This is a genomic window from Rhizobium cerradonense, from assembly GCF_030182455.1.
Lineage (GTDB): Bacteria > Pseudomonadota > Alphaproteobacteria > Rhizobiales > Rhizobiaceae > Rhizobium.
In genome coordinates, this window is sequence record NZ_JAQJCK010000016.1 from 32,343 (window position 1) to 58,068 (window position 25,726).

Here is a 25,726-nt window from a genome sequence, read left to right on the forward strand (position 1 = left end):
CCAGTTCTCAGCCGGTAGTGCTGGATTTTTGGCTCGTGAAGCTTAGGGCCAAGACGGCGAAGATCACTGTGCCTGTTCCCACCTGCTGCCAGTAGAAGTTAAGATCAGTCAGCAGCAGCCCGTTGGCGATGATGCTAAGCAGCAATACGCCGAGAACAGTTCCAGCTACGTTCGGCCGCCCCAGCGGGCTGAGCGTCGTGCCGATGAAGGTGGCACCGATCGCATTCAGGAGAAACGCATTGCCCGAGGAAGGGATGTAGACAGTGACCGTCGCCGTCAAGATCAATCCGGCAACGGCGGCTATCAGTCCGACCAGAATGAAGGTCACTGCGACATGGGTACGCGAGGCGACGCCGGAATATCGGACCACACTCGGCTGAACGCCGATCGACAGGACCACGCGGCCGAAGCGCGTACGGGCAAAAACGATCGCCGCTGTGGCAATGATTACGATGGAAACCGCCAGCGGCACTGGGAAGCCGCCAATGGTGCCATGGCCAAGGTAGCGGAACGATTCCGGCACACCCGTTGGCGGCAGATAGACCGGATTGCCGCCATTGGTCAGAAGCTGCTGGATGCTGCGGCCAATGAACAGCGTGCCGAGCGTCGCGAGGAAAGGCGATACGCCGATGCCCGAGATCAGAAGCGCGTTGAAGGCGCCGACCAGCGCGCCCGCACCCAATCCGGCGGCCGCAGCGAATACTACCGATTGGCCCGCAAGCACGAGGGACACGAAGGCGAAGCTCGCGAAATCGGCCGCCGTTCCGACCGAGAGATCAATCCCGCCCAATGAGACGGCAAAGGTCATGGCGATGGAAACGATGGCGAGAAGCGTGAAGTTATTGACCAACACACTCTGCAGGTTCGCAAGCGTCAGGAAAGTGGGCGTTGCGATGGAGAATGCTGTGAAGACGGCGACCAGCGCCAGGATCAGCCCGTAGCGTACCAGGCTGCCGGCGATAGCGCGGGGCAAGCTGGCGGCAGCGGGAGTGGAGGTCTGGAACGACATGGTCAGCTCTCCTGTTTGCGCAGTAGCGTGGTGGCGGAGACGACGATGAGAATGAGGACGCCCTGGACGCCGCTCACCAGCGTGCTCGAAATATTCAGAAGCTGGAAGCCGTTGACCAGAAATCCGACCAGCAGAGCGGAGAGCAACGTGCCCGTGACAGTCGGCACCAGCCGGCGCGAAAAGACCGAGCCAAGCAGAGCCGTTACGACCACCGGCAGCAGCATCTCGCCGGAGCCGGTCGTGCTGCCGCTGAGATAGGAAACGGAGAGGATGCCCGCTATGCCGCCGGAAATGCCGCTTGCGATGAACGCTCCCGCCAGCAATCTGCGAAGCGGCAGGCCCGCGGCGCGCGCCGCGTCCGGAAATTCACCGACGGCATAAAGATGCAAGCCAAGCGGCGTGTACTGCACGACGGCAGCCGTAATCACCGTAAAACCGAGCAGGTAATAGGCGAGAACGGGGATGCCGAGGGGATCCGACGCGGCAAGCATCGCGAGGAACGGTGTCGAGGCAGGAAGAACGGTATTCTGCGTCAGCACCAATTCGAGGCCGGCGACCACGTTCATCACGGCGAGTGTGGCGAGCAAGGGCACAATGCCGGCGACGACGACCGCAAGCGCGTTGATTGTGCCAATCAGCGCGCCAGTGAGAAGCGACGCCGCCACCGCCACCGCATCACCGTAGCCAAGTTGGGTCAGGCTGGCATAGACGGCGGCGCTCAAACCCATATTGGCCGCAAGGGAAAGGTCTATCCCGCCTTTGACGACATTGGAGCCGCCTGCAATCAGCACGATGGTCAGCCCGATAGCAAGCACGCCTGAGATCGCCGACTGTCCAAGCACGTTGCCGATATTGCCGATGCTGAGGAAATAAGGAGCCGTCAGCGAGAAGACAGCAAGGATGGCCGCAAAGGCGATCAGGGACCCGTATCGCAATGCCGCGGCGGCCACGCTTCCGACCTGACGTCGATGCGGTTCCGCGGGTTCGAAACTTATGGGCGGCGCGAGCTCTACATCAGCCGACATGGCGCAATCCCTCCGAGGAACCAATGGATTCGGCCAGGACTTCATCCGCCTTGGTGTCAGATGATTTAAATTCTCGCACTATGCGGCCGCGGAAGAGAACCAGAATTCGATCGGTGATGCCGACGAGCTCAGGCAAATCGGAAGAAAGCACGATAATGCCGGCGCCGCGGGCGGCGAGTTCGCCGATTATCCTGTAGATTTCGACCTTCGAGCCGATATCGACCCCTACAGTCGGCTCGTCGAGAAGATAGACCTCCGATTGACGGCTCAGCCATTTGGCGATCGCGACCTTTTGCTGATTGCCGCCCGACAGCGTCCGCAACAAAGAATCCCGACTGCCGGTCTTGACCTCAAGTCGTTTGATCAAGCTATCGACTTCATCCTGTTCGCTTTTTCGATCGAGGAAACCGAAGCGGGTGAAACGCTCCAGGCTCGAGAGGCTGATGTTTTCCTTCACGCTGAGGTCGAGCGCTACCCCATGACGACGCCGATCTTCCGGCACAAGCGCGAAATTGTGGTCTGCAGCATGGGTGGGATTGGAAAAACGCGCCGCCGTGCCACTGACCTCGATGCTGCCGGACGCCGGGTTCTCCAGGCCGAAGAGCGTTCGGACGAGTTCTTTTGCGCCGGAACCCAGCAGGCCGGTGATACCAAGCACTTCACCGCGCCGAAGTGTAAAGGTGATATCGCTGTATTTGCCCGGCGCGCTGAGCTGCTCGACCCTGACGATTTCATCGCCGAACGCGACCTGCCTTTTGGGAAACATCTCCTTGATGTCCCGTTCCACCATCAGCCGAGCAATCGCTGCGGCGGACGTGCTTTTGATCGGCAGGGAAGCCACATCGAGCCCGTTGCGCAGCACGGTGACATGATCGCAGAGATCCTCGATCTCGTTCAGGTAATGGGAAATGTAGAGGATGGTGACGCCTTCATCCCGAAGACGGCGGATTAACCGGAACAGGATGTCCGCCTCACGGCGAACGAGCGCCGCTGTCGGCTCGTCGAAAACAAGCACTTTCGGCCGGTTCAGAAGCGCGCGGGTGATTTGCACGATCTGCTTTTCGGCAGTCGAAAGCTCACTGATCAAGGCGCCATTCGGAAGCCGAACCCCGAAATAATCGTCGAGGATTTCGGATGCACGGCGCTGCATCAGCCTGCGATCGAGGAACGGGGTTCCAGCAATCCGTGGCTCGCGACCAAGGAACAGGGTCTCCCCGACCGTGAATGTCGGCACCAGCAGGCGGTCCTGATGGATGAAGTGGATGCCGAGTTCTTCGGCAAGATGGGGTGTCAACCTGTCGACATATTCGCCCTCGATCTCGATCGTGCCCCCGTCGGGATGATGGAGACCGGCGAGCAATTTGATCAGCGTCGACTTGCCCGCGCCATTCTGGCCGACAAGACCGTGGATGGTTCCGCGCTTGACGATCAGTGACGCCCCCGCGAGTGCCTGCGCCCCGCCGAAGTGCTTGAAGATCCCCTCGAAGCTGATGATGTCATCTCGCGCCTTGACCGGCTGCGTGACCGAAATGGCCGTCATATCAATTTCTCCCGACACCGCACCAATGGTAAGCGATCCGGGAATTGCCCGGATCGCGATTGAGTGGCGTCAGCCGATGCCGAGTTTCTTGACGACGTCCGAAACATTGTCCTTGTTGGCCAGTAAGGCCGGGACATAGGTCTCGCGCGGCAAGCTTTCTCCAGCAAGCAGTCTTGCGACGTTGCGGATCGCCGTGCGGCCGATTTCCGCCGGCTGCTGCGCTACGTCGGCGCCGGCCGGAGAGCTTTTGTCGGCGATAAGCTGCAGAACTTCCGGGCTGCCGTCGACGCCATATGTGCGGATCTCGGTTCTGCCAGCAGCCGCCAATGCCTGGGTGGCCCCAAGCTGCGGAATGTCCCAGGCCGACCAGATTGCTTTTATCGATCCCTTTTCCGGATACTTGTTCAGGATTGCGGTGATCTGCGCAAAGGCGTCCTGAACGGTGTTGGGAATGACGTCGCGCAATTCCGGCTGAAGGATCTTTACCTTCGGGAAATATTTGACCACGTTCACCAATTGGTCATAGCGGATCGCGCAAGGCGTCACGCCATAAAAGCCATTGAAGACGACAACATTGCCTTCGCCGCCGATGTCCGAGACAAGCTGCAGGGCAAGATCCTTGCCGATGCCCCAATTGTCGGACGTGGTGTTGTTGAGCGAATTGGTAGAGCCGACATCGACTGTCAGCACGGGAATGCCGGCATCGCGCGCCTTTTTCAGCCAGGGATCGATGACGCTCAATGTGCCGAGAATCTGGACGATTGCATCCGGTTTCTGGGCGATCAGCGTCTGTAGCTGCGAGACGAGCTTGCCGTCGTTACGCCCGGCATCCACCGCGATCGGCTCGCCGCCGAGGCGCTTTACCTCGGCAATCTGTGCATTATAGGCCTGAAGATCGAAGAAGTGATCGGTGCCCGTTGCGCTGATGGCGATGCGCTTTCCCTTGAGAGAAAGTTCACCCTCCGCAGAGGCCGGCTTTTGCCCCACAAGAGCAGCGCCGGCAATGGCGGCGCCAGCCGCGGCAGACAGTTTCAACAAGTCCCGTCTTCCGAGACCGCTTTCAGATTTTTCGATGCCCATGGGTAATTCCTCAAATAATAATATCTATAGATTATGTGTATTAATGGGGATGGGGAGACACAAATTTCCAAAAGAAGCGGATACGGAGGAAAAGAACCTGTATCACCACGGCGAACGCGCTGCTGAGACGCGTGAAATCAGAATCTCTTCGGCGCCCGAACTTCACGCGGTCGAGTGGGCTCGGAGCCGCCTCGCCTGAGAACATCGTGCGGATCGGTTTTCGCTGACGATGCCTTGAAGGTCCATCGATCTTGTGAGCCGAGCAACCGAGCAGCGAGCCACATCAAAGCCTTGACGCTTGAAGCCAACCAACGAACCAATCAACGCCAATTACGCGCTGAAGGAAAAGACGTCCTCCTACGATCTGGCAGCCTTGGCAGACGTAGTCGCGATCCTGGGATCAAACGTCACGGTCGGACGCCCAGTTTCGGGGAGCACGAGGGAAATTCGCAGCAGATTGTCCCTTTCGCGGGCAATTTATCTCCGCAAAATGGGCGGTTTTCCCAAACCGAATCCAGCACCTTCGACGGTCCCTGGAACACGGCCATCACCCAAACTAGGGGCTCATCCCAATCGGCAATGAGATATTGACCAAGGCTCGTTTTCAGTTCATACCATTGAATGGTAAGGGGATTCTAATATAATGTTCGGCGACTAACTGCGACGGGGGTTCGTGTGGCAGTTATCTCAGTTCAGTGCCTGATTTGCGTTCCTCTGGTTCTATCCGTGGTGTTCTTGGCAGTGGCCGAGGATAACTTTGCGGGTCACGCAAAGAAGGTGTCCAATCCGATAGCATTGCTGATCCGCATGCCTTTCCAAAATGACATTTTTGGGGGACACACCGTCTATGGCTGGGATTGCCTTTTGGCGTCGCGATGTGGGTCGAACGAATGCATGAGGGGTGGAAGCACGATTTGAATCGCCGGCAAAGAGCCGGCTGATCTGGGGGGACAAGACTATGAAATACCATGTCGGCTATGTTGCTGTTCTTTTGGGCGCAATGACAGCTTGCGGCCCGCTGGAGGCGGCGGATCTGACGCCACTTCTGAACCCGCAGGCACCATCGATCGAGACCCAGAGTGGATGGACTTTTACGTTTGCCCCTTATTTTTGGGGGGCGAGCATGTCCGGAGACGTGGCGCAGTTCGGCCTTCCTGAGGTTCACGTCGACGCAAGCTTCGGCGATCTCTTCGAGAACCTTGATTTTGCCATGATGGCCATTGGCGAAGCGCGCTACGACCGCTTCAGCATCTTCGGCGACATCATGTACACCAAGCTCTCCAATGACGCCCACACGCCGAGGGGCATCATCGTGAACAATGTCGAGGTTACCTCCAAGACTTTTGCGGGGCTGCTCGGCGTAGGCTACTCGGTCCTTGACGGCCCCGACGGCCATCTCGACGTCGTGGGAGGCGCTAGGCTCTGGTCCGTTGACACCAACATATCTTTCAACGGCGGATTTCTCGACGGAATCTCCCAAGACGACAGCGCCACCTGGGTGGACGCTCTGGCCGGCGTCAAGGGTAGCTATTTCTTTACACCGAAAGTCTACCTGACGGGCTGGGGCCTTGTCGGCGGCGGCGGCGCAGATATCGATTGGGATGTCATGGCAGGGCTCGGCTACAAGTTCAACGACACCATCTCCGCCGTCGCCGGTTATCGCGCTCTCGGCGTCAATTATCGCAATGACGGCTTTATATTCGACGTGGTTCAGCAAGGACCTATTTTGGGGCTTGCGATCCGATTCTGAAATATCAATCCTCGCGGTCCGCTCCAGTCCCAGATCCATGCTTGCAGTTGATCGTCTGGTCTCGAGACGAGCATACAGTTGCGATATCGACACAAGCTTCGAATGACGGAGTTGCGCAGAACTCCGTCATGCTGCGGTCAGCCTTCGAGGTTCGTAACGGTGGAACCTTGCCATTCCCCTTAAGGCTCCAAAACGGCTTCGGCTTGTTAGAAATGAACGCCGGCAACAAAAAATCCAAGCCGTACTCACACGCCAGCAACGCTGTATATCCGCCAAGGAGGTACGAATGCGGCCCCCTTGGCGTTACAGCATGCGCACTGCGATACGTTTCACTTTCTCACTACCGGTTATTGCGCAGCAAGTGGAGATGCTGCGATTGCTTCACTGACCGGCGGCGGGTTCCACTTGCCCGTCAGCGCGTCGGGCTTGGGTGCGTAGAGCCGCATTGTCAGGTTGTACGCCCCTTTGGGCGCTGGCAACCAGTTCCATTCCTTGTCCTTGCCCGGGCTCTCGTTCTGGAAATAGAGATCGAGCGAACCGTCGGCGTTATACTTGAACGGCATCCAGCTACTGACTGCGAAGCGGTTGAGGGAATTGGCGACCTGAAATCCGTTGTCGTCATACAACGTCACAGACCAGAAGGCTTGGACTGGCGGAATTTGATCCTTGTCAAAGTGGATCGTATAGTTGTTTCTGCCGTCAAGCGGGTGGCCATTTTCGTCAGCAAGGTTGAGCGGATAGATGGCGTCTTCGGGCAGGTTGGCGCCGAGGCCCTGCTGCGCAACGATAGCGCGCTTCAGGTAGTAATTGCCATAAACACCCATCGTGTCGGTATTCATCGACCAGCCATTGGCGACGCGTGCCAGCGTCTTCACCTTCCAGGCCATCAGCGCCTGAGCGTCTTGTGGAACTGTCTCGAGTGCCTTTTGGACGACCGTATCTGCTTTGGAAAGATCGAAGCTCTTGCCCGGCTCAATGCCGATCTTCTTCATTCGGGCAATTATGGGCTCATCGGTGACATGCGGCGGGTGGAGCTTCAGGAGCTCGGCAGCGTAGGCGAAATAAGCTCCTGCCGAGGCGGTATCGACCTGGGTCTTGGGTGGTGTCTTCATATCCACCGATGGGTCGATTTTCACCTCCACCGGTTTTGCATCCTTTCCCCACTGCGAAAGCAATGTGACAGTGTAACCATCTTGGATCTTATGAACGGCGTCATAGTCTGGCGGTCCGTCGGTTTTTGTCCGTCCGATGACCCAGACATAGGGTGTCGGTGCATCGATCCGTTGGGTTCCTGCTGGCAGCTTGAACTCATTGAACCCTTCACGGAGATCGGGCCGCCAGCCGGGACGGGCAATCAGGAAATGGCCGACTGCAGTTCCAGTGGTCCGCCAGCCCGGTGCCGCAAACACGTCCGTCCACATGTCGAGCATGGGCAGCAGGTAGAAACGTCCGCCGGTGTCGGGGACCGAAACCACGATCGGTTCTTTCGTCAGATCAAGCCAGGCGCTCGAATATAGAGTGTCAAAATTCGGCCGGACCACCACCTTCATGTCCGCGGGAGGGAACTCGAGGATGTTGTTGAACTGATTGGGCGGGCCGCCGATCGCACCTTTTTTGGCATCGGCGTTGGTCAGTTGCTTCCGGGTGATGTCCATTGATAGCAGTGGATAGAAATACACGTACGCGTCCACGCCTATCGCATGGGCTTCCTCTTCGGTGATGGTATTCGCATCTGCCGCGCCGATCGAAAAGGCCGTAAGGCCAATAGTGAGAAAAGCGACCGGTCTCAGTTTGCAGAACAGGTTTCTGTCGTCATTCGCCAATGCACGCATTGCGTCCTCCTGTTGTTAAGATCAGGTGAAATGCGAACGGACCTGTTGATGTATCCCCTGTGCATGTAGCTCCCCAGCTACGTGACGAGTCGAATTATAAAGAGAAAACTAAACTTAGGATAGTTACTCTAATACCGGAGGCAGATAACTCATATGGGTGCAACCGACGACGGAAATCGCTGAAGGCAACCCCGGACGAAGGTCGTCAGCAGGGGGGCCCAGCACCCGAATTTGCATCCAGCAAAAGACATCCAACGAATGGTGTTAAGAAGTGCTTGGATTGATGCCATCGTCTCCGGCCTTACCTCGCTTGCTCAGTTCGTTCGCGTTCTTCGCCGCGACATCGACGCCGTTCGCAATGCAATCGACCTCCCGTGGAGCAATGGCCAAGCAGAAGATCATATCAACCGTTTGAAAACGATCAAACGTGCAATGTACGGTAGAGCTGGCCCAGAGCTTCTCAGGGCATGGATGATGCCGATCAAAAATGCCGAGCACCACGCAAATTGAGGAAGATCACTAATAGCTAGAGACAGCGTTGACGACGACCGATGGTTTGCGCTAACGTTAGCAAAAATGGAGATCGAAATGAGAATTTTGCGATACGAGGCGGCCGATGGGATTCACTATGGTGTCGACAGCGGCGGCGGCAGTATCGTGCGGATCGCTGGAGAGCCATTCAGCGAGATAAAAGGAACTGGAAAGGTGGACGATCTGTCCATGGTTCGCTTGCTATGCCCAGTCAACCGTCCCCGCATTTTTGGAGTGGCATACAATTATCGAGAGCATACCAACGAGTCAGGGAAAGAGCAGCCCTCACTTCCGGTTTTGTTCATGAAGCCTAGCACCGCAGCGAGCGGCAACGGAGATGGGATCGAATTCCCGCGAGACGGTGAAATCGTACATTACGAGGCTGAGCTAGTCGCGATCATTGGCAAGGGTGGTCGGCACATCAGCAAGGACCAGGCACTGAGCCACGTCCTTGGATATACATGCGGCAACGACATCAGCGATCGCATCATACAGCGTCAGGAAAGCAAGTTCGGCTGCCTTTTGGCCGGGAAAGGATACGACACCTTTGCGCCCATGGGGCCGGCGATCGTAACCGACCTTGATCCCACAAATCTCGACGTCATTCTTCGTCAAAATGGTGCGGTGAAGCAGTCCGGAAACACAAGGGATCTAGTTTACTCAGTGGCTGACATCGTTGCTTATTTGAGCCGGTTCATGACGCTTTTGCCAGGCGATGCTATCATGACGGGCACTCCTGCCGGGGTAGGCCCCATCAGTCCGGGTGATGATCTCGAAGTGGAGATCCCCGGCATCGGCATTTTGAAGAATCCAGTTGTACTTGCCGCGCATTGAGCCATGCTTGAGAGCGTCCAAGGTGTGCATGGCAACCCGCGCCCATTTCACGCGCGGTCGGCTCGCTTCAGCCGTGGTGAGGACTCCCAGAAAGCAAATTAGAACGAGACCTTTCGGGATTTGTTTAGGAAAAGAAGCGATTGATCCCGGGTGACTCGATGCTAGTAATGCAAACGTTAGCGCATAACGGGTCAATTTTCGCGGTGGCCTTCGTTGTGGCACTTGACCAATAGTGATCTTCGATGACAACCCAAGGGTGGAGTAATGGCACGAGTTAGATATGTTCCGAATTCAGAACTGGCAGACACGCACGCGGCGCTCAATGAGCGCCTGCTGAAGGAAAGGAAGGTGCCGACAGGGAACATTTTCCTTGCACTCGCAAATGCACCAGCAATTTTGAATGACTTCCTGACCTACGCCAATGCTGTTCGTGCTTCTGACCTCAGTCCGAAGCTGAGAGAGATGGCGATCCTTACGGTAGGTTACTGCACCAACTCGGAATATGAGATCGTTCATCACCATTCGCATGGTCTGAAGGCAGGACTCACCGAGGAGCAGTTCCAAGCTATCCCTGAATTCGAGACCTCGGACTTATTCACGGAAGAGGAAAGGGCGGTGATGGCTTTCGCGAAGGACTCGACCCTGCATGTCGACGTTTCCGAGGAGGTTTGGAACGGTATCGCGAAATTCCTTTCCGAGAAGCAATTGGTCGAATTGGCAATTAATGTCGCGTGGTACAATTCCGGCGTACGGTTGATGGGCGCGTTGAAAGTAGATCTTGAGGACTCCTACAAGAAGTAGGGACCTGAGATCACCATCGAGGCCTTTACTTTGCTCTGGTCCTTAAAGCGGCCTCTCCTCAAGATCGCAGTGGCGGATGAGGGGCCGTCCGGAGAAAGAGGTGTGGTCGTATGGCGGACGGCCCCTTTTTCCCCATGGCCTTGAAACGTGGGGAAATGACGCCGTCATTGCTTCGATGGGATCGCCGTACTGCCACGAACAATCAATTGAGGCGGAGAGATGAAGCTGTACGGCTTGCTAAGGTCAGACTTATTCTGAAGGTGATGCAAAAACCAAAGTCCGCAAGCCGTTGCCAACTCCGAAACAGGTAGCTGTACGGTGGTCAATCCTGGACCCCACCACCGGTACCCGAGCTCATCTCCGAATCCGATGACGGAAATGTCTTGGGGGATGCTTAAAGCTTGGTCCTGGAGTTCATCAATAACTCCTGAGGTGTTTTGTACCGCACCGATCACGAGCGCCGTGGGTCGATCCTTTAAGGAAAGTAGGCGACGCACGGCCTCCCGTCCGAATTCGGGCGAGGAGGGCGCGCCAAGCTCCTCACGAACGGTGATCGCTTGACCGGAGCTTTTTACGGCCTCCCGGAAACCCTGCACGCGAGCCGCGCCAGTGGGCAGTTCTTCCGTGCCGCCGATGTAAGCGATCCGTTTGTGACCTTCATTGATGATATGTTCAGTACTCTCGTAAAGTGCCCGTCGGTCATCAATCCCAAACCATTGGTCACCGAGCAGTGGTGCCTTTCGCAGCAATTGGATGTGAGGCGTCATCTTCAGGATTCGCGCAGAATCGGGATGAGGTTTTGCGCTCGGGACCAGAATGATCCCCGCAACGTTGGCGCTAGTAAGTTCCTTGATGTGACGAAGCTCATGCATTCTGTCGTCATCGGTTTCACACAAAGTCAGTTGGTAATTCGCCGAAAGAAGGCACCGCGAGAGAGCGTGTGCAATAGTCGAATAAAAGCTGTTCCTGATATCTGGAACGATCAGCCCAACGAGATTACTCTGAACCCCGCGCATCATCCGTGCAGCACGATTGGCAACGTACCCCGCTTGAGCTGCAGCTTCATTCACCTTTCGCTTCATCTCGGCGCTGATACGTCGATCGTCGGCAAGAGCGCGACCGACGGTTGAGGGTGAAACTTGCAGTATGGCGGCGATGTCTTTAATTGTTACCATTGTGTTTGGCTCGAATGATCACTTTCGCCAACGATAGCATTGGCGTCGCAGTTGTCAAACTCCGAGATCGCAGACGTTTCCGCTCAATTGAACTAATCTAATTTTCGCCCCGGATACTTAAACTCGGTATCGAGTTGCGATTCTAAACTAGTAGATTTCTCATAGATTTGATCTCACTTTATGGGATTTTTTCGTCCCGCTTCGATGCGCCCGCAGCGAAGAGGCAGCGAATTAGCCTCTTGAACGCCGTTGACACGGAGGCTTCGCTGTGGGATGAATATCTATGCTAACGTTAGCGCAATCGGGAGGGGGCATAACGTATGGATGTTCTGGTGTTCCTGGAGTCGACCATCGTGTCCACAGAAGGACGTGGATCCCGATGACCCTTGCTCTTTTCTTGCAATCCGCTGTTGGTGGCGTCTTGCTGGGTGGGATCTATGGCCTGCTTGCGATGGGCCTCAGCCTGAGCTGGGGGCTGTTGAAGCTTGTGAACCTCAGCCATTTCGCGCTGGCGTTCCTTGGCGCTTACCTGACCTACCAGCTCGGGACCGTCTATGGCATCCCGGCATATTTGAGCGCTCTTCTGATCGCGCCGCTGTTCTTCGCGCTCGGAGTTGCGTTGCACAGCTTGTTCGTGCGTTTCAAGGTGAAGGAATTCGCCTCTCTCTTGGTGACGTTCGGCGTCACGATCCTGATCGAGTCGCTGATCCAATGGATCTGGTCGGCTGACTTCCTTCGCTATGAAACACCCTATGCCCAGAGCACCATCCGGCTCGGACCGATCTTCGTGCCCGTATTGGATCTTTCAGCGTTTGTCTGTGCAGGGGTGCTTGCCACAATGGCCTGGTACGCGTTGAACAAGACCATGCTCGGCAAGGCCCTGCGTGCCGCTGCCCATGACGCCCCCGTAGCGTCGGCTTTTGGAATCAATTCCACCCGCGTGTCATACATTCTAGCCGGCTTTTGCTCAGCTACGGCCGGCATCGCGGGTGTCTTCATTGCCCTGATTGGAACTTTGGCTCCATCTCAAATCGAGGCCTGGATTGGGGTCGTATTTGCCGTCGCCATCATTGGAGGATTGGGCAGCCCTATCGGCGCGCTGGGTGCCGGTATGCTGATTGGCGTGGCCGAGAGCCTTACCATGTCCGTCGTCAATCCCGCTTGGGCGCCGCTCGTCGCATTCAGCGTGCTCATCGTCATCCTCTTGCGCAAACCGGTGATTTGACCATGAAAAAGCTTCTAATCACAGCGCTGGGCGTGGCGATTTTGGCCTCGCTGCCTTACTTGGGAATGGCGGATTACTACCTGTCCTACCTGTACATTATCTTCTTCTGGGTCGTGCTGGCAACGAGCTGGGGCATCCTGAGCGGTTACACGGGCTACTGGAGTTTTGGCCACGCCGCATTTTTCGGGATTGGCGTCTACACAACGGCCACGCTGGCGACGCAGTTGTCATGGCCCTTCGTCGCGACGATACCTGCTGCGGCACTGCTTGCGGCCGCGATTGCCGTGCTGATTGGCTTGGTTGTCTTTCGCTCCGGAGCTTTGCGCGGCGAGTTCTTCGCGCTGCTGACGCTGTCGGTAACGTTTGTCATCGCGGCCATTGTGTCGAACACCGCGCTGGACTCGGGCACGGGCGTATTCCTCTCAGGGATCGAAATCCCGATGATCGGCGTGACGGCGTCTGGCTCCCTCTACATGTTCGGGCTTATCGCGGCTCTTGTTGCGCTGGCGACGTCCTACATCATCTTTCACAGCAAATTCGGTCAGGGCTTGCTTGCAATCCACGACGATGAAGACGTCGCAGAGGTGAAAGGCGTTCCGACGTTTCGCTATAAGCTGATGTCGTTTGCCGTCTCGTCGGCACTTGCCGGCGGAATGGGTGCGATCCACGCCGTATATGTAGGCTACGTCACCGTTGGCGAGACGTTTGCGGTGACCGTTCCTCTCTATGTCGTGCTCATGAGCATCCTCGGCGGTGCTCGCCATTGGGCTGGACCTGCGATCGGCGCGGTCATCATCACAGTGTTGCAGAGCGCTATCGTCAGCGGCGCCCATGCGGAATTCGGCCGCGCGGGCGTGGCTCTTGCGCTGATAGTTGTAATCCTGGTGCTGCCGTCTGGCATTGTTCCCAGCCTTATTCGCAAGTTCGCCGCCAATCGCAACGAAACTGGAGCACCGGAGGCAGCCGCTCAGGCTGCTATTGAGCTCCCGCCTTCAACCGCATCAGATTCCGGTTCGATGCTTCTGAAGTGCGAAGATGTCACGAAATCCTTTGGCGGCATCCGTGCCTTGACCGGCGTCACCCTGGACGTCCAGCGGGGTGAAATTCTGGCCCTGGTTGGGCCAAATGGTTCCGGCAAGTCCACACTGATCAACATGATCAGCGGCCACTACACCATGACCTCCGGTAAGATCACACTGGAAGGCGAGGAGATTTCCGGTCGATCACCGCATCTGATCGCGCAACAGGGCGTGGCGCGGACTTACCAGATCCCGCGCCTGTTCGATAATCTGACCGTCCTCGAAAACATTCGGCTCTGCGCGAAATTTGGCAGCGCGGATCGCATGGGCGTGGCTGCGGTCGACGCAGTCACCAGGGAAGCGCTCGCCTTCACTGGCCTGGCTGACAAGGCCAACGTGCTTCCCGAGGCCTTGAACCTGCATGATAGAAAGTTTGTCGAATTCGCCAGAGCGCTGGCCGCAAAACCACGCCTGCTCCTGCTTGATGAGGTGCTTTGTGGCTTGAACCCAGCCGAGGTCGACCACGCCGTCGAAATGATCAAGCGCATCAAGGCTGGCGGTACGACGATCATCTTCGTTGAACACCTCATGCGTGCGGTTGTCGCGCTGGCGGACCGTGTCGCGGTGCTGGATCAAGGCAAAGTTCTGGCGCTTGGGCATCCAAGCGAAACGATGAGAGATCCAGCAGTGGTCAGCGCATATCTGGGAGGCAGTTATGCTGCTTGAGGTCGATAAGATCGAGGTTGGCTACGGAGATGCGATCGCTCTGTGGGACCTGTCTATCAGTGTAAGGCCAGGCGAGATCGTTTCCGTCGTCGGCCCGAACGGAGCAGGGAAGAGCACGCTGGTAAATGCCATCGCCGGAATTCTTCGGCCGCACAAGGGAAAGATCGTTATCGAGGGTAACGACGTTTCCAAAGTGCCCAGCCATCGGGTCTGCGACTACGGCATAGCAGTCGTCCCGGAAGGGCGCCGTCTCTTCACGGCGATGACGGTCCTCGACAACCTGTTGCTCGGTGCGTACCGCTCGATCGCTCGGGCGGATCGCGATGCTACGCTCGCTGAGGTGTTTCAGCTTTTCCCTGTTCTGAAAGAGCGCCAGGATTCATTGGCGGGCTCCTTGTCGGGTGGGCAGCAGCAAATGGTTGCGATCGGCCGTGGCCTGATGGCCAAGCCGCGCGTGCTGCTCATGGACGAGCCGTCGCTCGGGCTGTCGCCTTTGATCGTCGGGGAAATGTTCAAAATCATCCAGATGATCAATGAGCGAGGCGTAGCCGTGCTGCTTGTCGAGCAGAACGTGAACAAGGCGCTTGAAATTGCCCATCAGGCCTACGTGATCGAGCAGGGCCGCGTGACGGCATCCGGAGCGCCTGAGATTCTCATCAATGATTCAAGCATCAGGGAGGCGTATCTTGGTATCTGAAAATTCGAGCGGGGGAGTTCCCGTGCATGTTCGACGCGTCGTGACGGAGCATTGCAGTCAGGGCGTTGCCAGGTTCGCCCAAGACGGCGCCGTTCCGCGTACGGACATATTCAGAACGATCCCTGGATTGGTGTCGCGGATGGTCTGGTCGACATCGACTTCCACGGCCGTCCCATTTAACGGACACGATCCAACTCGGCTGGTGACAAGCTTCGTTCCTGAGCCCGGCGAAACGCGTTTTTTAGTGCTAACGTTCCCGCCAGATGCTGTTTTTATGTCGCCGGATTTCGATGGCCCGGCGGCCAGGGCGGAGAATCTGGCGGTCAGCCCAGGTTTGGCCGAACGCTTCCAGCCGGATGGCAAACATCAAACTCCCACCGTCGATTATGGCATCGTTCTCGACGGAGAAATCTGGATGGAACTCGACGATGGCAATGAGACCCGCTTGGGTCAGTTCGACGCCTTCGTGCAGAACGGAACGCGTCACGCCTGGCGAAATAAAAGCGACAAACCGGCAAGCATCGCCGTGGTGCTGGTTGGCGCAAGAACCCCCGAAACAACGGATTACGATGACGGCCTGTGAGCCTCAATGATCCAAAATCTCAATCTGACTTTGTGGACAACTGAACATGACCAACACCGAAATCAGAAAAGTGCAGGGCCGTCGCGTCTGGGATTCCCGTGGCAGGCCCACCGTTGAGGTAGAGATCGAGCTGGCGTCTGGCGCGATCGGCAGGGCCATCGCACCTGCCGGCGCATCGACCGGCACCGGCGAAGCTCTAGACCTTCGTGACGGCGGCAGCGCCCTTGCTGGCTTGGGCATCAATAAGGCCTTGGGCGCCGTCAACGGTGAAATCGCCAAGTTGCTGGTTGGCCGAGATGCCAAAGATCAAGTCGAGCTGGATCGTGCAATCATCGAGCTGGATGGCACCCCAAACCGGAGCAGATTGGGTGGAAATGCGTCGGTAGCAACGTCGATGGCGCTGCTTCACGCGGCAGCGGCCGCGGCCGATCAACCGATCTGGCGGTATCTCGCGGGCTCCGACACGGGAATTACCATGCCGCTCCCGGAAATCCAGATTTTCGGCGGCGGAGCGCACGCAGCGCGCCGGGTAGACGTCCAGGATTTCATGATCATGTGCCCTGCTGCCTCGACTTTCTCGGAGGCTTTGGAGTGGACTGCTGAAGTTTACCGCGCGGCAGGCGACATCATGAAACGCACCGGCAAGCTCCAGGGCGTGGCGGACGAGGGAGGCTACTGGCCTGCCTTTACCAGCAATGAAGAGGCTCTTGATGCCTTGGTGCGTTCGATCGAGGCTGCCGGTCTGAAGCCAGGCGGCCAAGTTGCGATATCTCTGGACATTGCGGCCTCCGAATTCGGTCGCGGCGGCAAGTATTCGCTGGCACTGGAAGATCGGCAGCTCGATACGGCCGAGATGATCGACATGCTTGGCGACTGGTTGAAGGCCTATCCAATCGTCTCCATCGAGGATCCGCTCGCCGAGGACGATCCGGATGGGTTCAAGGAATTTACCGCCCGCTACGGCTCCAGATGCCAGATCATCGGCGACGACTTTTTCGTGACGAACGCGGCGCGGGTAACCGAAGCGATCAAGGATAAAAGCGCCAATGCGGTTCTGATCAAGCCGAACCAGGCGGGCACGATCACAGAGACGTTCGATGCGCTCTCCGTCGCCAAGAAGGCGGGTTTTCGGACGATCGTTTCGGCCAGATCCGGTGAGACGGAAGATGTAACGATCGCCCATCTGTCGGTCGGGTGGGATGCCAAGCAGCTCAAGGTCGGATCGTTCTCCCGTTCCGAACGGATGGCCAAGTGGAACGAGGTTCTCCGGATCGAGGAGGCCCTTGGAAAAGAGGCTTCGTTCGCCGGATGGTCGGCGCTGGACTTGGCTGAAAAGCCAGCCGCGGTTGCCGCTGTAGGTTAGAATTTCGATGGGCCGGCTGCGGGTCTCGCTCAAAAACAGGCGTTGACAAAAGATCCGGCCCTTTTATGCTAACGTTAGCAAATGAATGAGGATGAGATGCTTCCGGCTGTTAATTTGAAACCTCCCTTCAACATCACGCGCTTCAGCCATGTCGTGCTTGAGGTCAATGATGTGGAGCGCAGCCGAGATTTCTATGTCAATGTCGGCGGCCTGGTCGAAACAGAATTCGCGGACGGTGTTTCCTACCTTCGCGGATTGTCCGAGGCCTGCCATCACAGTCTTGTTCTGGCACCTACCGGCAGGAAGCCGGCGTGCAGGCGGATCGGTTACCGGGTGTTCCTGGAGGAGGATCTCGACAAGGCCAAGGTCTTTTTTGAAGAGAAGGGGCTTCCGACGGAATGGGTCGAAGTTCGAAATCAAGGACGGACCCTGCTTGTCAGCGATCCGTCGGGCGCCCGCATCGAGCTTTGCTCCAGCATGAGCGTCCATCCCCGCAAGTTTCTCGAGGTGCATGAGCATCGTGGCGCGCGAGCCCAGGGCCTCGACCATTGCCAGGTCATGGTTGCCGATCCGCTGGGTCTAAGTGCATTCTACGGCGAACTCGGTTTCCGGACTTCGGAATATATTGCGGCAGGCGACACTCTCATTGCGAACTTCCTGTATCGCAAAGGTGTCTGCCTCGACCTGGCGTTGGTGCCTGGCATCGGCCCGCAACTGCATCATTTTGCTTATACGGTTCCGGAAAGCAGCGACATCTTCGCCGTGTGCGACTTTGCCAGCCGTTATGGATATGGAGACAGCGTTGAGCGCGGGCCCGGGCGCCATGGTCCTTCGGGAGTCCTGTTCGTCTATCTGCGCGATCCCGATGGACATCGGGTGGAGTTCTTCAACAATCACTACACCACGATAGACGCGGAATTGGAGCCCATTCGTTGGGACGCGGCGTCCCTTAGCACCAATGTGCATTGGGGAATGCCGGCCGTCTCGAAGTGGTTCTTCGAGGCCAGCGAATTTACGGGAGTACCGTTAGAGCACCCCGAGAAAATGCCGAACCCCATGACGCTGGAACGCTACGCAGGAGAGCTGGCGAAGAGGTGAGACCTGCCGCCAGCGGCGGGAGACTGACGCGCTGCGAGAGTCATGAGCGCGATGACATGCTGGAGGCACTTGGGAGGAAAAGATGAGTGCGAATTCCACTATACTGAACAGACGAGCATTTCTCGGGTCTGCCGCCGCCGTGGCTGCCTTCAGCGCGATGCCGAGGGCTTTTGCCCAAGAGGGGCCGATCCGCGTTGGCGGAACGCTGCCGTTGACGGGTCCGCTTGCGGGCGTAGGCGCAATCCATAAACTCGCGGCAGAGGTTTTCGTTGAACAGACCAACGCCAAAGGCGGTATTCTGGGACGAAAGGTGGAGTTTGTCCTTCTCGACGACCAATCGGTTCCCGCCAATGCTCGAACGCTCTATGAGCGCCTTGTGACGGCCGACAAGGTCGACCTCCTGATGGGCCCCTATGGCACGTCCTCGATTATCGCAGCAATGGGCGTTGCCGCTCGATTCAAGAAGATGCTTGTTCAGAGCAGCCTTGGCGACCCGAGTCTCGCACCGTATCCGCTGCAGTTCCCGTCTCTTCCGATCGGGGCCGAACCGCAACTGACGGACACCGAGGTCGTTCTCGATGCCTATGCGAGCCTGCCGACCCCTCCCAAGACGATCGCGTTTGTCACCAGCAAATTTCCGTCGGCTCTGACGATTGCCAAGGGCGGCCAGCAAGTCGCTGAGAAGCGTGGCATCAAGAACGTGCTGGATCTTGAATACGAGTTCGGCACGAAGGACTTCGGCGCAATCGCCAACCGCATCAAGGCGGCTGATCCGGACCTGCTGTGGTCCGGTGCGATCGGAATGGAGGCCGTGCAGCTTCTCGATGCAATGAGCCGGATCGATTACCAGCCAAAGAACCAGTTCTACCTGTTCCCGGCACCCGGCCCGACCGCAGCTCACCCTAAAGCGAATGGCTTGACCTCGCTGACCTGGTTTGAAGAGCACGAGCCGTTCCTCAAGTATGACGGCGCTCAGGATTTCGTAAGCGCATATGACAGCAAGGCGAAGGCGGCGGGTTTCCCGTATCCGCGCACCGAGTATCAGGCCGCCGTGGAATATGCTGCGTGGCAAATCCTTGCAGCGGCAGCAGAAGGTGCAGGGAAGTTGGACGACGCCGCGATGGCTGCGTGGTTGCGCTCGAATACCGTCAAGACGGTCGTCGGGCCCAGGACTTTCGACGGCAAGTTCAATGCCGGAAAGCCATCGACGAAGCTCAAGCAAATTCAAGGAAAGGATTGGGTGACTGTCTGGCCTGCGGACTTCCGACCGGCTGGGAAGGAGTTCCTGACCCCCTGACGAATGCCGCCCGGCACTCCCGCCCACCTGTCTGAAACTGAAAAAATGCATTCGGTCGGGCACGGTCCGACCGATGTCCCTATGGAGGAGTTAATGGTTAAAACTATGATCGCCGCTCGGCTGCATGCTCTGCATCAGCCGATGTCGCTGGATGAGATTCCGGTTCCCACGCCCCGGCCCAACGACGTCCTGGTGCAGGTCAGGGCTTGCGGCATCGTGCCCAACATGGCCAACGTCATCAATAATTGGCCAACCTGGTTTCCCCACCAGCCACTACCGAAGTTTCCGGCGGTGTTTGGCTTGGACCCAGCCGGGGTCGTCGCCGAAGTCGGCGAGGCGGTCACCAATGTCAAAATTGGCGATCGTGTCTATGTCAGCCCCCTCAGATCCTGTGGTTCTTGCAAGGCGTGCCGGTCAGGCAATCGCAGCCAATGCCGCTATTACACCTTGAATGGGTACTTCAGCACCAGCCGCGATGGCCAAAGAATCTTTGATCTTTATCCGTACGGCGGCTTCAGCCAGTACATGACTGCCCCGGAATATTCCCTCGTATGCCTGCCGGATAATCTCAGCTTCGAACAGGCCGGTCGCTTTGGCTACCTCGGTACATCATACGGCGCCCTGAAGAACGCACAGGCCGGACCCGGCCAGGTTTGCCTCATCGATGGGATTACCGGTACACTCGGCGTCGCGGCCACCAAGCTCGGCCTTGCAATGGGCCTCTCCAAAATTCTGGGCACCGGCAGAAACAGAGAATTGATGGACCGCATAAAGGCCATCGCTCCCGACCGCATCGACACAATCATGCTCGGCGAAGGCTCGACTGGAGAATGGGCAAAGGCTCAAACTGGCGGCGAGGGAGTGGACTTCGTTATCAGTGCGCTGGGTGCGAGAGCCCCCGCCGCGACCGTGGTCGACTCCATGCGCGGGGTTCGCCGGGGCGGTCGTGTGGTTGTCGTTGGCGGCGTCGCGGAAGATGTTCCCGTCGACGTGAAGTGGCTGATGGACGAGCAGGTTCAGCTCATCGGCTCCAACTGGTTCAGCGCTGCCCAGGGGCAGGAAATGGCCGACATGGTCCGCACCGGTGCGCTCGACCTCTCGTATCTCGAGCACAAGATCTATCCGCTCGAGCGGGTGAACGAAGCCATCTCCGGCATCGGCGAACGCGATGGCGGCTTCAGCAACTACGTGGTCGTTCCTCCGGTCCCTGCCGCTTATCAATAACAATCACCGGCGCCGGCTATCGCCGACGCCTCCCTCACGCGAAAAGAGAGAACATGTCCAAGAAAGATATCGCGGTCTTGGTCGGAAGCCTTCGTCAGGCTTCGATCAACCTGAAGTTCGCCCGTGCAATGCAGAAAGTGGCGCCCGGCGGGCTGAACCTGGAAATCGTACCGATCGGCGATCTTCCGCTCTACAATCAAGACTTGGAGACGGAGACGCCGCCGGCGGAGTGGACGTCCTTCCGCGAACGCATCAAGGCTTGCGATGGCGCAATCTTCGTAACGCCCGAGTACAATCGATCCGTACCAGCGGTATTGAAGAATGCGATCGAAGTCGGTTCTCGGCCGTTCGGGAAGAGCGTGTGGGATCACAAGCCCGGTGCGGTGACCGGGGCCTCCCCAGGTCTCATAGGAGGCGCGGCAGCGGCGCTTCAACTCCGCGTGATTCTCACCAACATCAACGTTCCTACGCTGCCGCAGCCGGAAGTTTATCTTAGCACCGCAGACAAGCTGGTGGGGGATAGCGGCGAATTCTTAAACGAAGGAACTCAGAAGTTCATCGAAAGTTTTCTCGATGCGTTCGAGGTATGGGTCGCTCGGTTCATGTAAGCAGAGGCGCCCGCACATCAAGCAAATATTCGTTCCCCGCCTGCCATCGCTCCCAAAAAGGGGCGATGGCTTTTCTTTAACAGCCAGTTACAGAACTGACCGCTTCCGCCGCGATGCAGGTCCGAAATCCAACAAATCTTGGAAGAAAATTTCGCTGTCACGATGGCAGGCGTTCGTCGCGTTGACGCAAGCTGCGCCAGCCAGATAGTGCATTATCTGGCGTTAGGAAAACCAAGCTTGCGCGATTTCAGCCAGTTTTCTGCGCGGCGAAGCGATCAACGGGACGGCGACTTTGCGCACGAGCATTCGTTGGCTTTCCTCTGTCACGTATTCGACCGGCGATTTGCCATCGACACGAGCGAGAAAGAGGGCAGGTAAAAGGCTCGATGTCCGGGCTTCGACAGCTTCCCGATCTTCCCAATCTACCTCATTGAGGTACGCAGAAGTCAGCGCCTCGAAGGACGCCGCAAGCTCAGGTGCTGCATTCTCTACAATGAGCTTCTTCAACAGTAAGTGATTCAGGCAGAAAGCCAAATCGAAGGCCGGATCGCCGAACCACGCGCATTCTGCATCCAGGAAGACGGGGCCGATCTTGCTCAAGAGAATGTTTTTGGGGCTTACATCCCCATGAACGAGTGCGTGCCTTGTATTAGCGGTACGGTCGACCAATTCTGATAGACGATCGGAGATGAATGGGTGTTTGGCCGCGGTAGCGACCAGATAAGGCTCAAGCCGCAGAGCGTAAAAGTTGCGAGTCGAATCGAACTGTTCGGGTAGCCCGGGCATACGCGCACTCACCGAATGAATCTGCCCGATCCGTCGACCGATAATTTCCGCGGCCTTCAGATCAACGCGCCCCCGAAGAAGCTCTGCTTTCCATAGCGGATATTCGTCGCCAGGAAGAAATTCCATCGCAAACACGCCCGACGATGGGTCGTGGGCGAGCGGCTTGGGAACAGCGGATGGGAAATGTTGGGCGACGAAGGAGATCCAATTCCATTCGTACTCATTTCTCGATACCGGGGCTTGCCAGTCGGTAGCGACTTTTAGCTTGGGAAGGGCCCGTTTTACGCAGAGGGCCCGCCCGGGCAGCTCAACTCGATAGATATCAGAAGAGACACCGCCCGTCAGTGGCTTGTATATTGCTTCTTCTGAAGGTTCTTTTAGCCCGCTCTTCTGCAAAAACACATCGAAAATGGTCATCTCAGATACAGACATGAATTGAGTGTCCTGTGCGATTTAGCGGCGGAGCGTGTTACGGGGCTGTTCAGGCATTTCTCCAGAGAGAACCCTGACGACTTCTTCCGCGGCGCGGCGGCGTAACTCGATGAGCGATGCGTCGGAAGAAAAAGCCACGTGCGGGGTGATCATCGCCCCAGGGTGATTGATCAATTCTTGCGGAACGCGCGGCTCATCTTCCAAAACGTCAAGGCCGACGCCGCTCAGGATGCCGGATTCCAGACCATGGATCACGGCCGCAGTGTCGACAACCCCGCCTCGGCTGACGTTGATCAACAAGCTGCCTCGACGCATTTTCGAAACTGCGTCCCGATCGATCAGGTGGTGGGTCGATGAAGAAAGCGGCGCATGAACCACGACGATGTCGCTGTTGCCAAGAAGGGCTTCAAAATCGACCAGCTCGATATTTTCGGGGAGATTGGATGCAAAGGGATCGTGCGCCAATACTTTGCAGCCTAGAGCCTGCATCTTCGCTGCGGTTGCTCGGCCAATCCGGCCAAATCCGACGATGCCGCAGGTTAGTTCTGACAGTCGACGGAGGTTGGCGGAGGCGGGGTCCCAATGACCGCTACGAACCTCACGATCGAAATGGATCAGGCCACGGGCCCAAGCGATGGCAAAGCCGACCGCATGATCCGAAACCTCCGCAACACAATAGTCCGGAACGTTCGTCACCCAGACGCCGCGCTCCGAGGCTGCGTCGACAGCGATGTTATCCAGTCCAACGCCCAGACGAGCAACAATCTTGAGATTTGGAGATGCCGCGATCGCGGTTTCGCTGACCTGGGCCCAGCAGGTCAAAATGGCATCCGGCAGATGCTGGACCGCCAACGCATCAATTTCGGCGGCCGAGGATGGTTTTGCGGGTCCGCTCACCAGGGTAAATCCGGCTCGCTCAATGACCTCCCGTTCCACATTGTCATCCGGCCATGCGTAGTCGGTCAGCAACACGGTGCGCGTCATGAAAGATCCTCCTGTTTGTGCGAACGTTAGCGCAAACCTTTTATCTGAGTCAAGGAAAATTGGTGATCAATCGGGGCCTGAAACCCACTGTTTCGGGGCGCGGCAGTATTTGCGGTGATGCGGCGCTTCTGCCTGCACTCCGACGCGATGGCCTGATGCGCCCAGCGTCGCCGCATCGGTAGCTCGACGCTGCGATCATTAAATTTATGCTAACGTTAGCATAAATTGCGGAACGCACGATCCTTTATGTGTTATGCAAACTTTAAGGGTCAATTGACAGGATCGACCTGATCTGTCCGAACAATCTATTTACCACGATAGTCATAAAATCCCCGACCTGCCTTACGTCCAAGCCAGCCGGCTTCAACATATCTCACGAGGAGAGGACAAGGCCGGTACTTCGGGTCTGCCAAACCTTCGTGCAGCACTCGCATGATCGCAAGGCACGTATCGAGACCTATGAAATCGGCCAATTGCAACGGTCCCATGGGGTGGTTAGCGCCAAGTCTTACCCCTGTATCAATGGCTTCAATGCTTCCGACACCTTCGTAAAGCGCAAAAATGGCCTCGTTGATCATCGGCAAGATTATTCGATTCACAATAAACGCGGGGGAATCTTCTGAGGTCGTTACCTGTTTGCCGAGCTGAGCGGCGAAGCTTTTGGCCGCCTCGTATGTTTGTTGCGACGTGGCCATTCCTCTTACCAGCTCAACGAGCTTCATCACCGGAACCGGGTTCATAAAGTGAATGCCCATGAAACGGTCTGGCCGGTCCGTCGATTTTGCAAGACGAGTGATCGAAAGAGATGAGGTATTGGTGGCGAGGATCGCCTCGGGCTTCAGGATCGGACATAGCCCTTCAAAAATATTTTTCTTAATATTCTCGTTTTCTGTCGCTGCCTCTACCACGAGATCACAGTTGCCCAAGTCACCGATGGAGTCCGAACCGCTGAACGTTCCCTCCAGACGCCGATCTTCACCAACCTTTCGACTCAGCGAATGGCGAACTTTCTCTATACCCTCGCAGACGCGCTCGTTCGAGACATCGTAAAGCCGTACGCTAAGCCCAGCTTGGAGGGAGACTTGGGCAATGCCGAGCCCCATCTGTCCGGCGCCGATGATGCCGACCGACCGGATTGGAATTGGACCTTGATCGTTCATGATATTGCTTGCTCAAACTGTGGTAGGATTTCGAAGAGATCGGCGACGAGGCCGTAGTCGGCGATCTGGAAGATCGGGGCCTCTTCGTCCTTGTTGATGGCGACGATGACTTTCGAGTCCTTCATGCCGGCGAGATGCTGGATGGCCCCGGAAATGCCGCAGGCGATATAGAGCTGTGGTGCCACCACCTTGCCGGTCTGGCCGACCTGCCAGTCGTTCGGGGCATAGCCGGCATCGACGGCCGCGCGACTGGCGCCGACGGCCGCCCCGAGCTTGTCGGCAACGGGAAGGATGACTTCCTTGAACTTTTCTGCCGAACCGAGCGCCCGGCCACCGGAGATGATGATCTTTGCAGACGTCAGTTCCGGACGATCCGAGGTCGACAGCGCATCGGCAACGAAGCTGGAAAGATTGGGACCGGCCGTAACCGAGTCGCTTTTCACAATAACGGCCGATCCCTCTTCGCCTGAGGCGGCGAAAGAAGAGGTACGAATGGTGATCACCCTCTTGGCATCAGTCGACTGCACCGTCTGGATGGCGTTGCCGGCATAGATCGGTCGCTTGAACATATAGGGCGAAAGAACCTCGATGATCTCAGAGACCTGAGCGACATCGAGCAAAGCGGCAACCCGTGGCATGACATTCTTGCCGACGGAAGTGGCCGCTGCAACGATGGTGTGATAACTCGCCGCCAGCGACACGATGAGATCGGCAAGCGGTTCGGCGAGATTGTTGGCAAGCGCGTCACTTTCGGTCAGCAGCACCTTGGAGACGCCAGAGAGTTTCGCTGCCTCCTCGGCAGCCGGTCTAGCGTCCTTGCCGGCGACAAGCACATGGACTTCGCCGCCGATCTGTGTCGCCGCCGTCAGCGCCTTGGCGGTCTGGTCGGAAAGGTGGTTGCTGTCATGATCAGCCAGAAGAAGAATGGCCATGGTGTCTAACTCCTC

General features: G+C 57.3%; 22 protein-coding genes and 2 pseudogenes. 13 read left to right on the top strand and 11 right to left on the bottom strand.

Going from position 1 to position 25,726, the window contains the following annotated elements; genetic code table 11:
* Positions 1 to 7: 7 nt before the first annotated feature.
* From PH547_RS26565 to PH547_RS26585, 5 genes and pseudogenes are all read right to left on the bottom strand, one after another.
* A complete protein-coding gene (locus PH547_RS26565) occupies positions 8 to 1,009 on the bottom strand; it encodes an ABC transporter permease (protein WP_283052659.1) in 1,002 nt (333 codons plus the stop codon).
* A 2-nt stretch (positions 1,010 to 1,011) separates the two neighbouring features.
* Positions 1,012 to 2,034: an ABC transporter permease gene (locus tag PH547_RS26570; protein WP_285169866.1), complete on the bottom strand. Its 1,023-nt coding sequence runs from the start codon at positions 2,032 to 2,034 to the stop codon at positions 1,012 to 1,014.
* Positions 2,024 to 3,574, bottom strand: a complete 1,551-nt coding sequence (locus PH547_RS26575; protein ID WP_285169867.1) for a sugar ABC transporter ATP-binding protein — start codon at positions 3,572 to 3,574, stop codon at positions 2,024 to 2,026. The genes PH547_RS26570 and PH547_RS26575 overlap by 11 nt, the downstream gene beginning before the upstream one ends.
* A 69-nt stretch (positions 3,575 to 3,643) precedes the next feature.
* Entirely contained in the window at positions 3,644 to 4,654 is a 1,011-nt protein-coding gene (locus tag PH547_RS26580; protein WP_285169868.1) for a sugar ABC transporter substrate-binding protein, read from the bottom strand.
* A gap of 163 nt (positions 4,655 to 4,817) precedes the next feature.
* Positions 4,818 to 4,954: pseudogene (locus tag PH547_RS26585) on the bottom strand (IS3 family transposase); the annotation flags it as partial.
* Between the two features lie 658 nt (positions 4,955 to 5,612).
* Between PH547_RS26585 and PH547_RS26590 the strand changes: the two are divergent.
* The gene (locus tag PH547_RS26590; protein WP_104827679.1) at positions 5,613 to 6,404 is read left to right on the top strand and encodes a hypothetical protein; all 792 of its coding nucleotides are present in this window, start codon (positions 5,613 to 5,615) and stop codon (positions 6,402 to 6,404) included.
* Positions 6,405 to 6,751: 347 nt separating this feature from the next.
* On the opposite strand, the gene PH547_RS26595 is transcribed toward PH547_RS26590, so the two are convergent.
* Positions 6,752 to 8,236 carry a DUF1254 domain-containing protein gene (locus PH547_RS26595; protein WP_285169869.1) on the bottom strand — a complete coding sequence of 495 codons (1,485 nt, stop codon included), beginning with the start codon at positions 8,234 to 8,236 and terminating at the stop codon, positions 6,752 to 6,754.
* A 273-nt stretch (positions 8,237 to 8,509) separates the two neighbouring features.
* Here PH547_RS26595 and PH547_RS26600 point away from each other — a divergent pair.
* From PH547_RS26600 to PH547_RS26610, 3 genes and pseudogenes are all read left to right on the top strand, one after another.
* Positions 8,510 to 8,746: pseudogene (locus PH547_RS26600) on the top strand (transposase); the annotation flags it as partial.
* A gap of 66 nt (positions 8,747 to 8,812) precedes the next feature.
* Positions 8,813 to 9,601 (top strand): fumarylacetoacetate hydrolase family protein, encoded by a 789-nt coding sequence (locus PH547_RS26605; RefSeq protein WP_285169870.1) that lies wholly within the window; start codon positions 8,813 to 8,815, stop codon positions 9,599 to 9,601.
* A 348-nt stretch (positions 9,602 to 9,949) separates the two neighbouring features.
* Positions 9,950 to 10,402, top strand: coding sequence for a carboxymuconolactone decarboxylase family protein (locus PH547_RS26610; protein WP_285169871.1), 453 nt, complete (start codon positions 9,950 to 9,952; stop codon positions 10,400 to 10,402).
* 164 nt (positions 10,403 to 10,566) lie between these two features.
* On the opposite strand, the gene PH547_RS26615 is transcribed toward PH547_RS26610, so the two are convergent.
* Positions 10,567 to 11,577 (bottom strand): LacI family DNA-binding transcriptional regulator, encoded by a 1,011-nt coding sequence (locus tag PH547_RS26615; protein WP_285169872.1) that lies wholly within the window; start codon positions 11,575 to 11,577, stop codon positions 10,567 to 10,569.
* A 379-nt stretch (positions 11,578 to 11,956) separates the two neighbouring features.
* Here PH547_RS26615 and PH547_RS26620 point away from each other — a divergent pair, with 379 nt between their 5' ends.
* The 9 genes from PH547_RS26620 (at position 11,957) to PH547_RS26660 (ending at position 21,417) form a co-directional block, all read left to right on the top strand.
* Positions 11,957 to 12,802, top strand: coding sequence for a branched-chain amino acid ABC transporter permease (locus tag PH547_RS26620; protein WP_199773634.1), 846 nt, complete (start codon positions 11,957 to 11,959; stop codon positions 12,800 to 12,802).
* Between the two features lie 2 nt (positions 12,803 to 12,804).
* The gene (locus PH547_RS26625) at positions 12,805 to 14,547 is read left to right on the top strand and encodes a branched-chain amino acid ABC transporter ATP-binding protein/permease (RefSeq protein WP_285169873.1); all 1,743 of its coding nucleotides are present in this window, start codon (positions 12,805 to 12,807) and stop codon (positions 14,545 to 14,547) included.
* On the top strand, positions 14,537 to 15,244 hold the full coding sequence (locus PH547_RS26630; RefSeq protein WP_285169874.1) for an ABC transporter ATP-binding protein: 708 nt from the start codon (positions 14,537 to 14,539) through the stop codon (positions 15,242 to 15,244). Before PH547_RS26625 ends, PH547_RS26630 begins: the two co-directional genes overlap by 11 nt.
* The gene (locus tag PH547_RS26635) at positions 15,234 to 15,827 is read left to right on the top strand and encodes a cupin domain-containing protein (RefSeq protein WP_285169875.1); all 594 of its coding nucleotides are present in this window, start codon (positions 15,234 to 15,236) and stop codon (positions 15,825 to 15,827) included. The genes PH547_RS26630 and PH547_RS26635 overlap by 11 nt, the downstream gene beginning before the upstream one ends.
* A gap of 46 nt (positions 15,828 to 15,873) precedes the next feature.
* Entirely contained in the window at positions 15,874 to 17,190 is a 1,317-nt protein-coding gene (eno, locus tag PH547_RS26640) for a phosphopyruvate hydratase (protein ID WP_285169876.1), read from the top strand.
* A 96-nt stretch (positions 17,191 to 17,286) separates the two neighbouring features.
* On the top strand, positions 17,287 to 18,288 hold the full coding sequence (locus PH547_RS26645; protein WP_285169877.1) for a VOC family protein: 1,002 nt from the start codon (positions 17,287 to 17,289) through the stop codon (positions 18,286 to 18,288).
* A gap of 82 nt (positions 18,289 to 18,370) precedes the next feature.
* The gene (locus tag PH547_RS26650; protein ID WP_199773633.1) at positions 18,371 to 19,585 is read left to right on the top strand and encodes an amino acid ABC transporter substrate-binding protein; all 1,215 of its coding nucleotides are present in this window, start codon (positions 18,371 to 18,373) and stop codon (positions 19,583 to 19,585) included.
* Positions 19,586 to 19,690: 105 nt separating this feature from the next.
* On the top strand, positions 19,691 to 20,809 hold the full coding sequence (locus tag PH547_RS26655; protein WP_285169936.1) for an alcohol dehydrogenase catalytic domain-containing protein: 1,119 nt from the start codon (positions 19,691 to 19,693) through the stop codon (positions 20,807 to 20,809).
* 53 nt (positions 20,810 to 20,862) lie between these two features.
* Positions 20,863 to 21,417, top strand: a complete 555-nt coding sequence (locus PH547_RS26660; protein ID WP_104827668.1) for an NADPH-dependent FMN reductase — start codon at positions 20,863 to 20,865, stop codon at positions 21,415 to 21,417.
* A gap of 222 nt (positions 21,418 to 21,639) precedes the next feature.
* Here the strand turns inward: PH547_RS26660 and PH547_RS26665 are convergent, their stop codons facing one another.
* From PH547_RS26665 to PH547_RS26680, 4 genes are all read right to left on the bottom strand, one after another.
* A complete protein-coding gene (locus PH547_RS26665; protein ID WP_285169878.1) occupies positions 21,640 to 22,635 on the bottom strand; it encodes a phosphotransferase family protein in 996 nt (331 codons plus the stop codon).
* A gap of 21 nt (positions 22,636 to 22,656) precedes the next feature.
* Positions 22,657 to 23,619, bottom strand: coding sequence for a C-terminal binding protein (locus PH547_RS26670; protein WP_285169879.1), 963 nt, complete (start codon positions 23,617 to 23,619; stop codon positions 22,657 to 22,659).
* A 305-nt stretch (positions 23,620 to 23,924) separates the two neighbouring features.
* On the bottom strand, positions 23,925 to 24,779 hold the full coding sequence (locus PH547_RS26675; protein WP_104827665.1) for a 3-hydroxybutyryl-CoA dehydrogenase: 855 nt from the start codon (positions 24,777 to 24,779) through the stop codon (positions 23,925 to 23,927).
* On the bottom strand, positions 24,776 to 25,711 hold the full coding sequence (locus PH547_RS26680; protein ID WP_285169880.1) for an electron transfer flavoprotein subunit alpha/FixB family protein: 936 nt from the start codon (positions 25,709 to 25,711) through the stop codon (positions 24,776 to 24,778). Before PH547_RS26680 ends, PH547_RS26675 begins: the two co-directional genes overlap by 4 nt.
* Between the last annotated feature and the right edge of the window lie 15 nt (positions 25,712 to 25,726).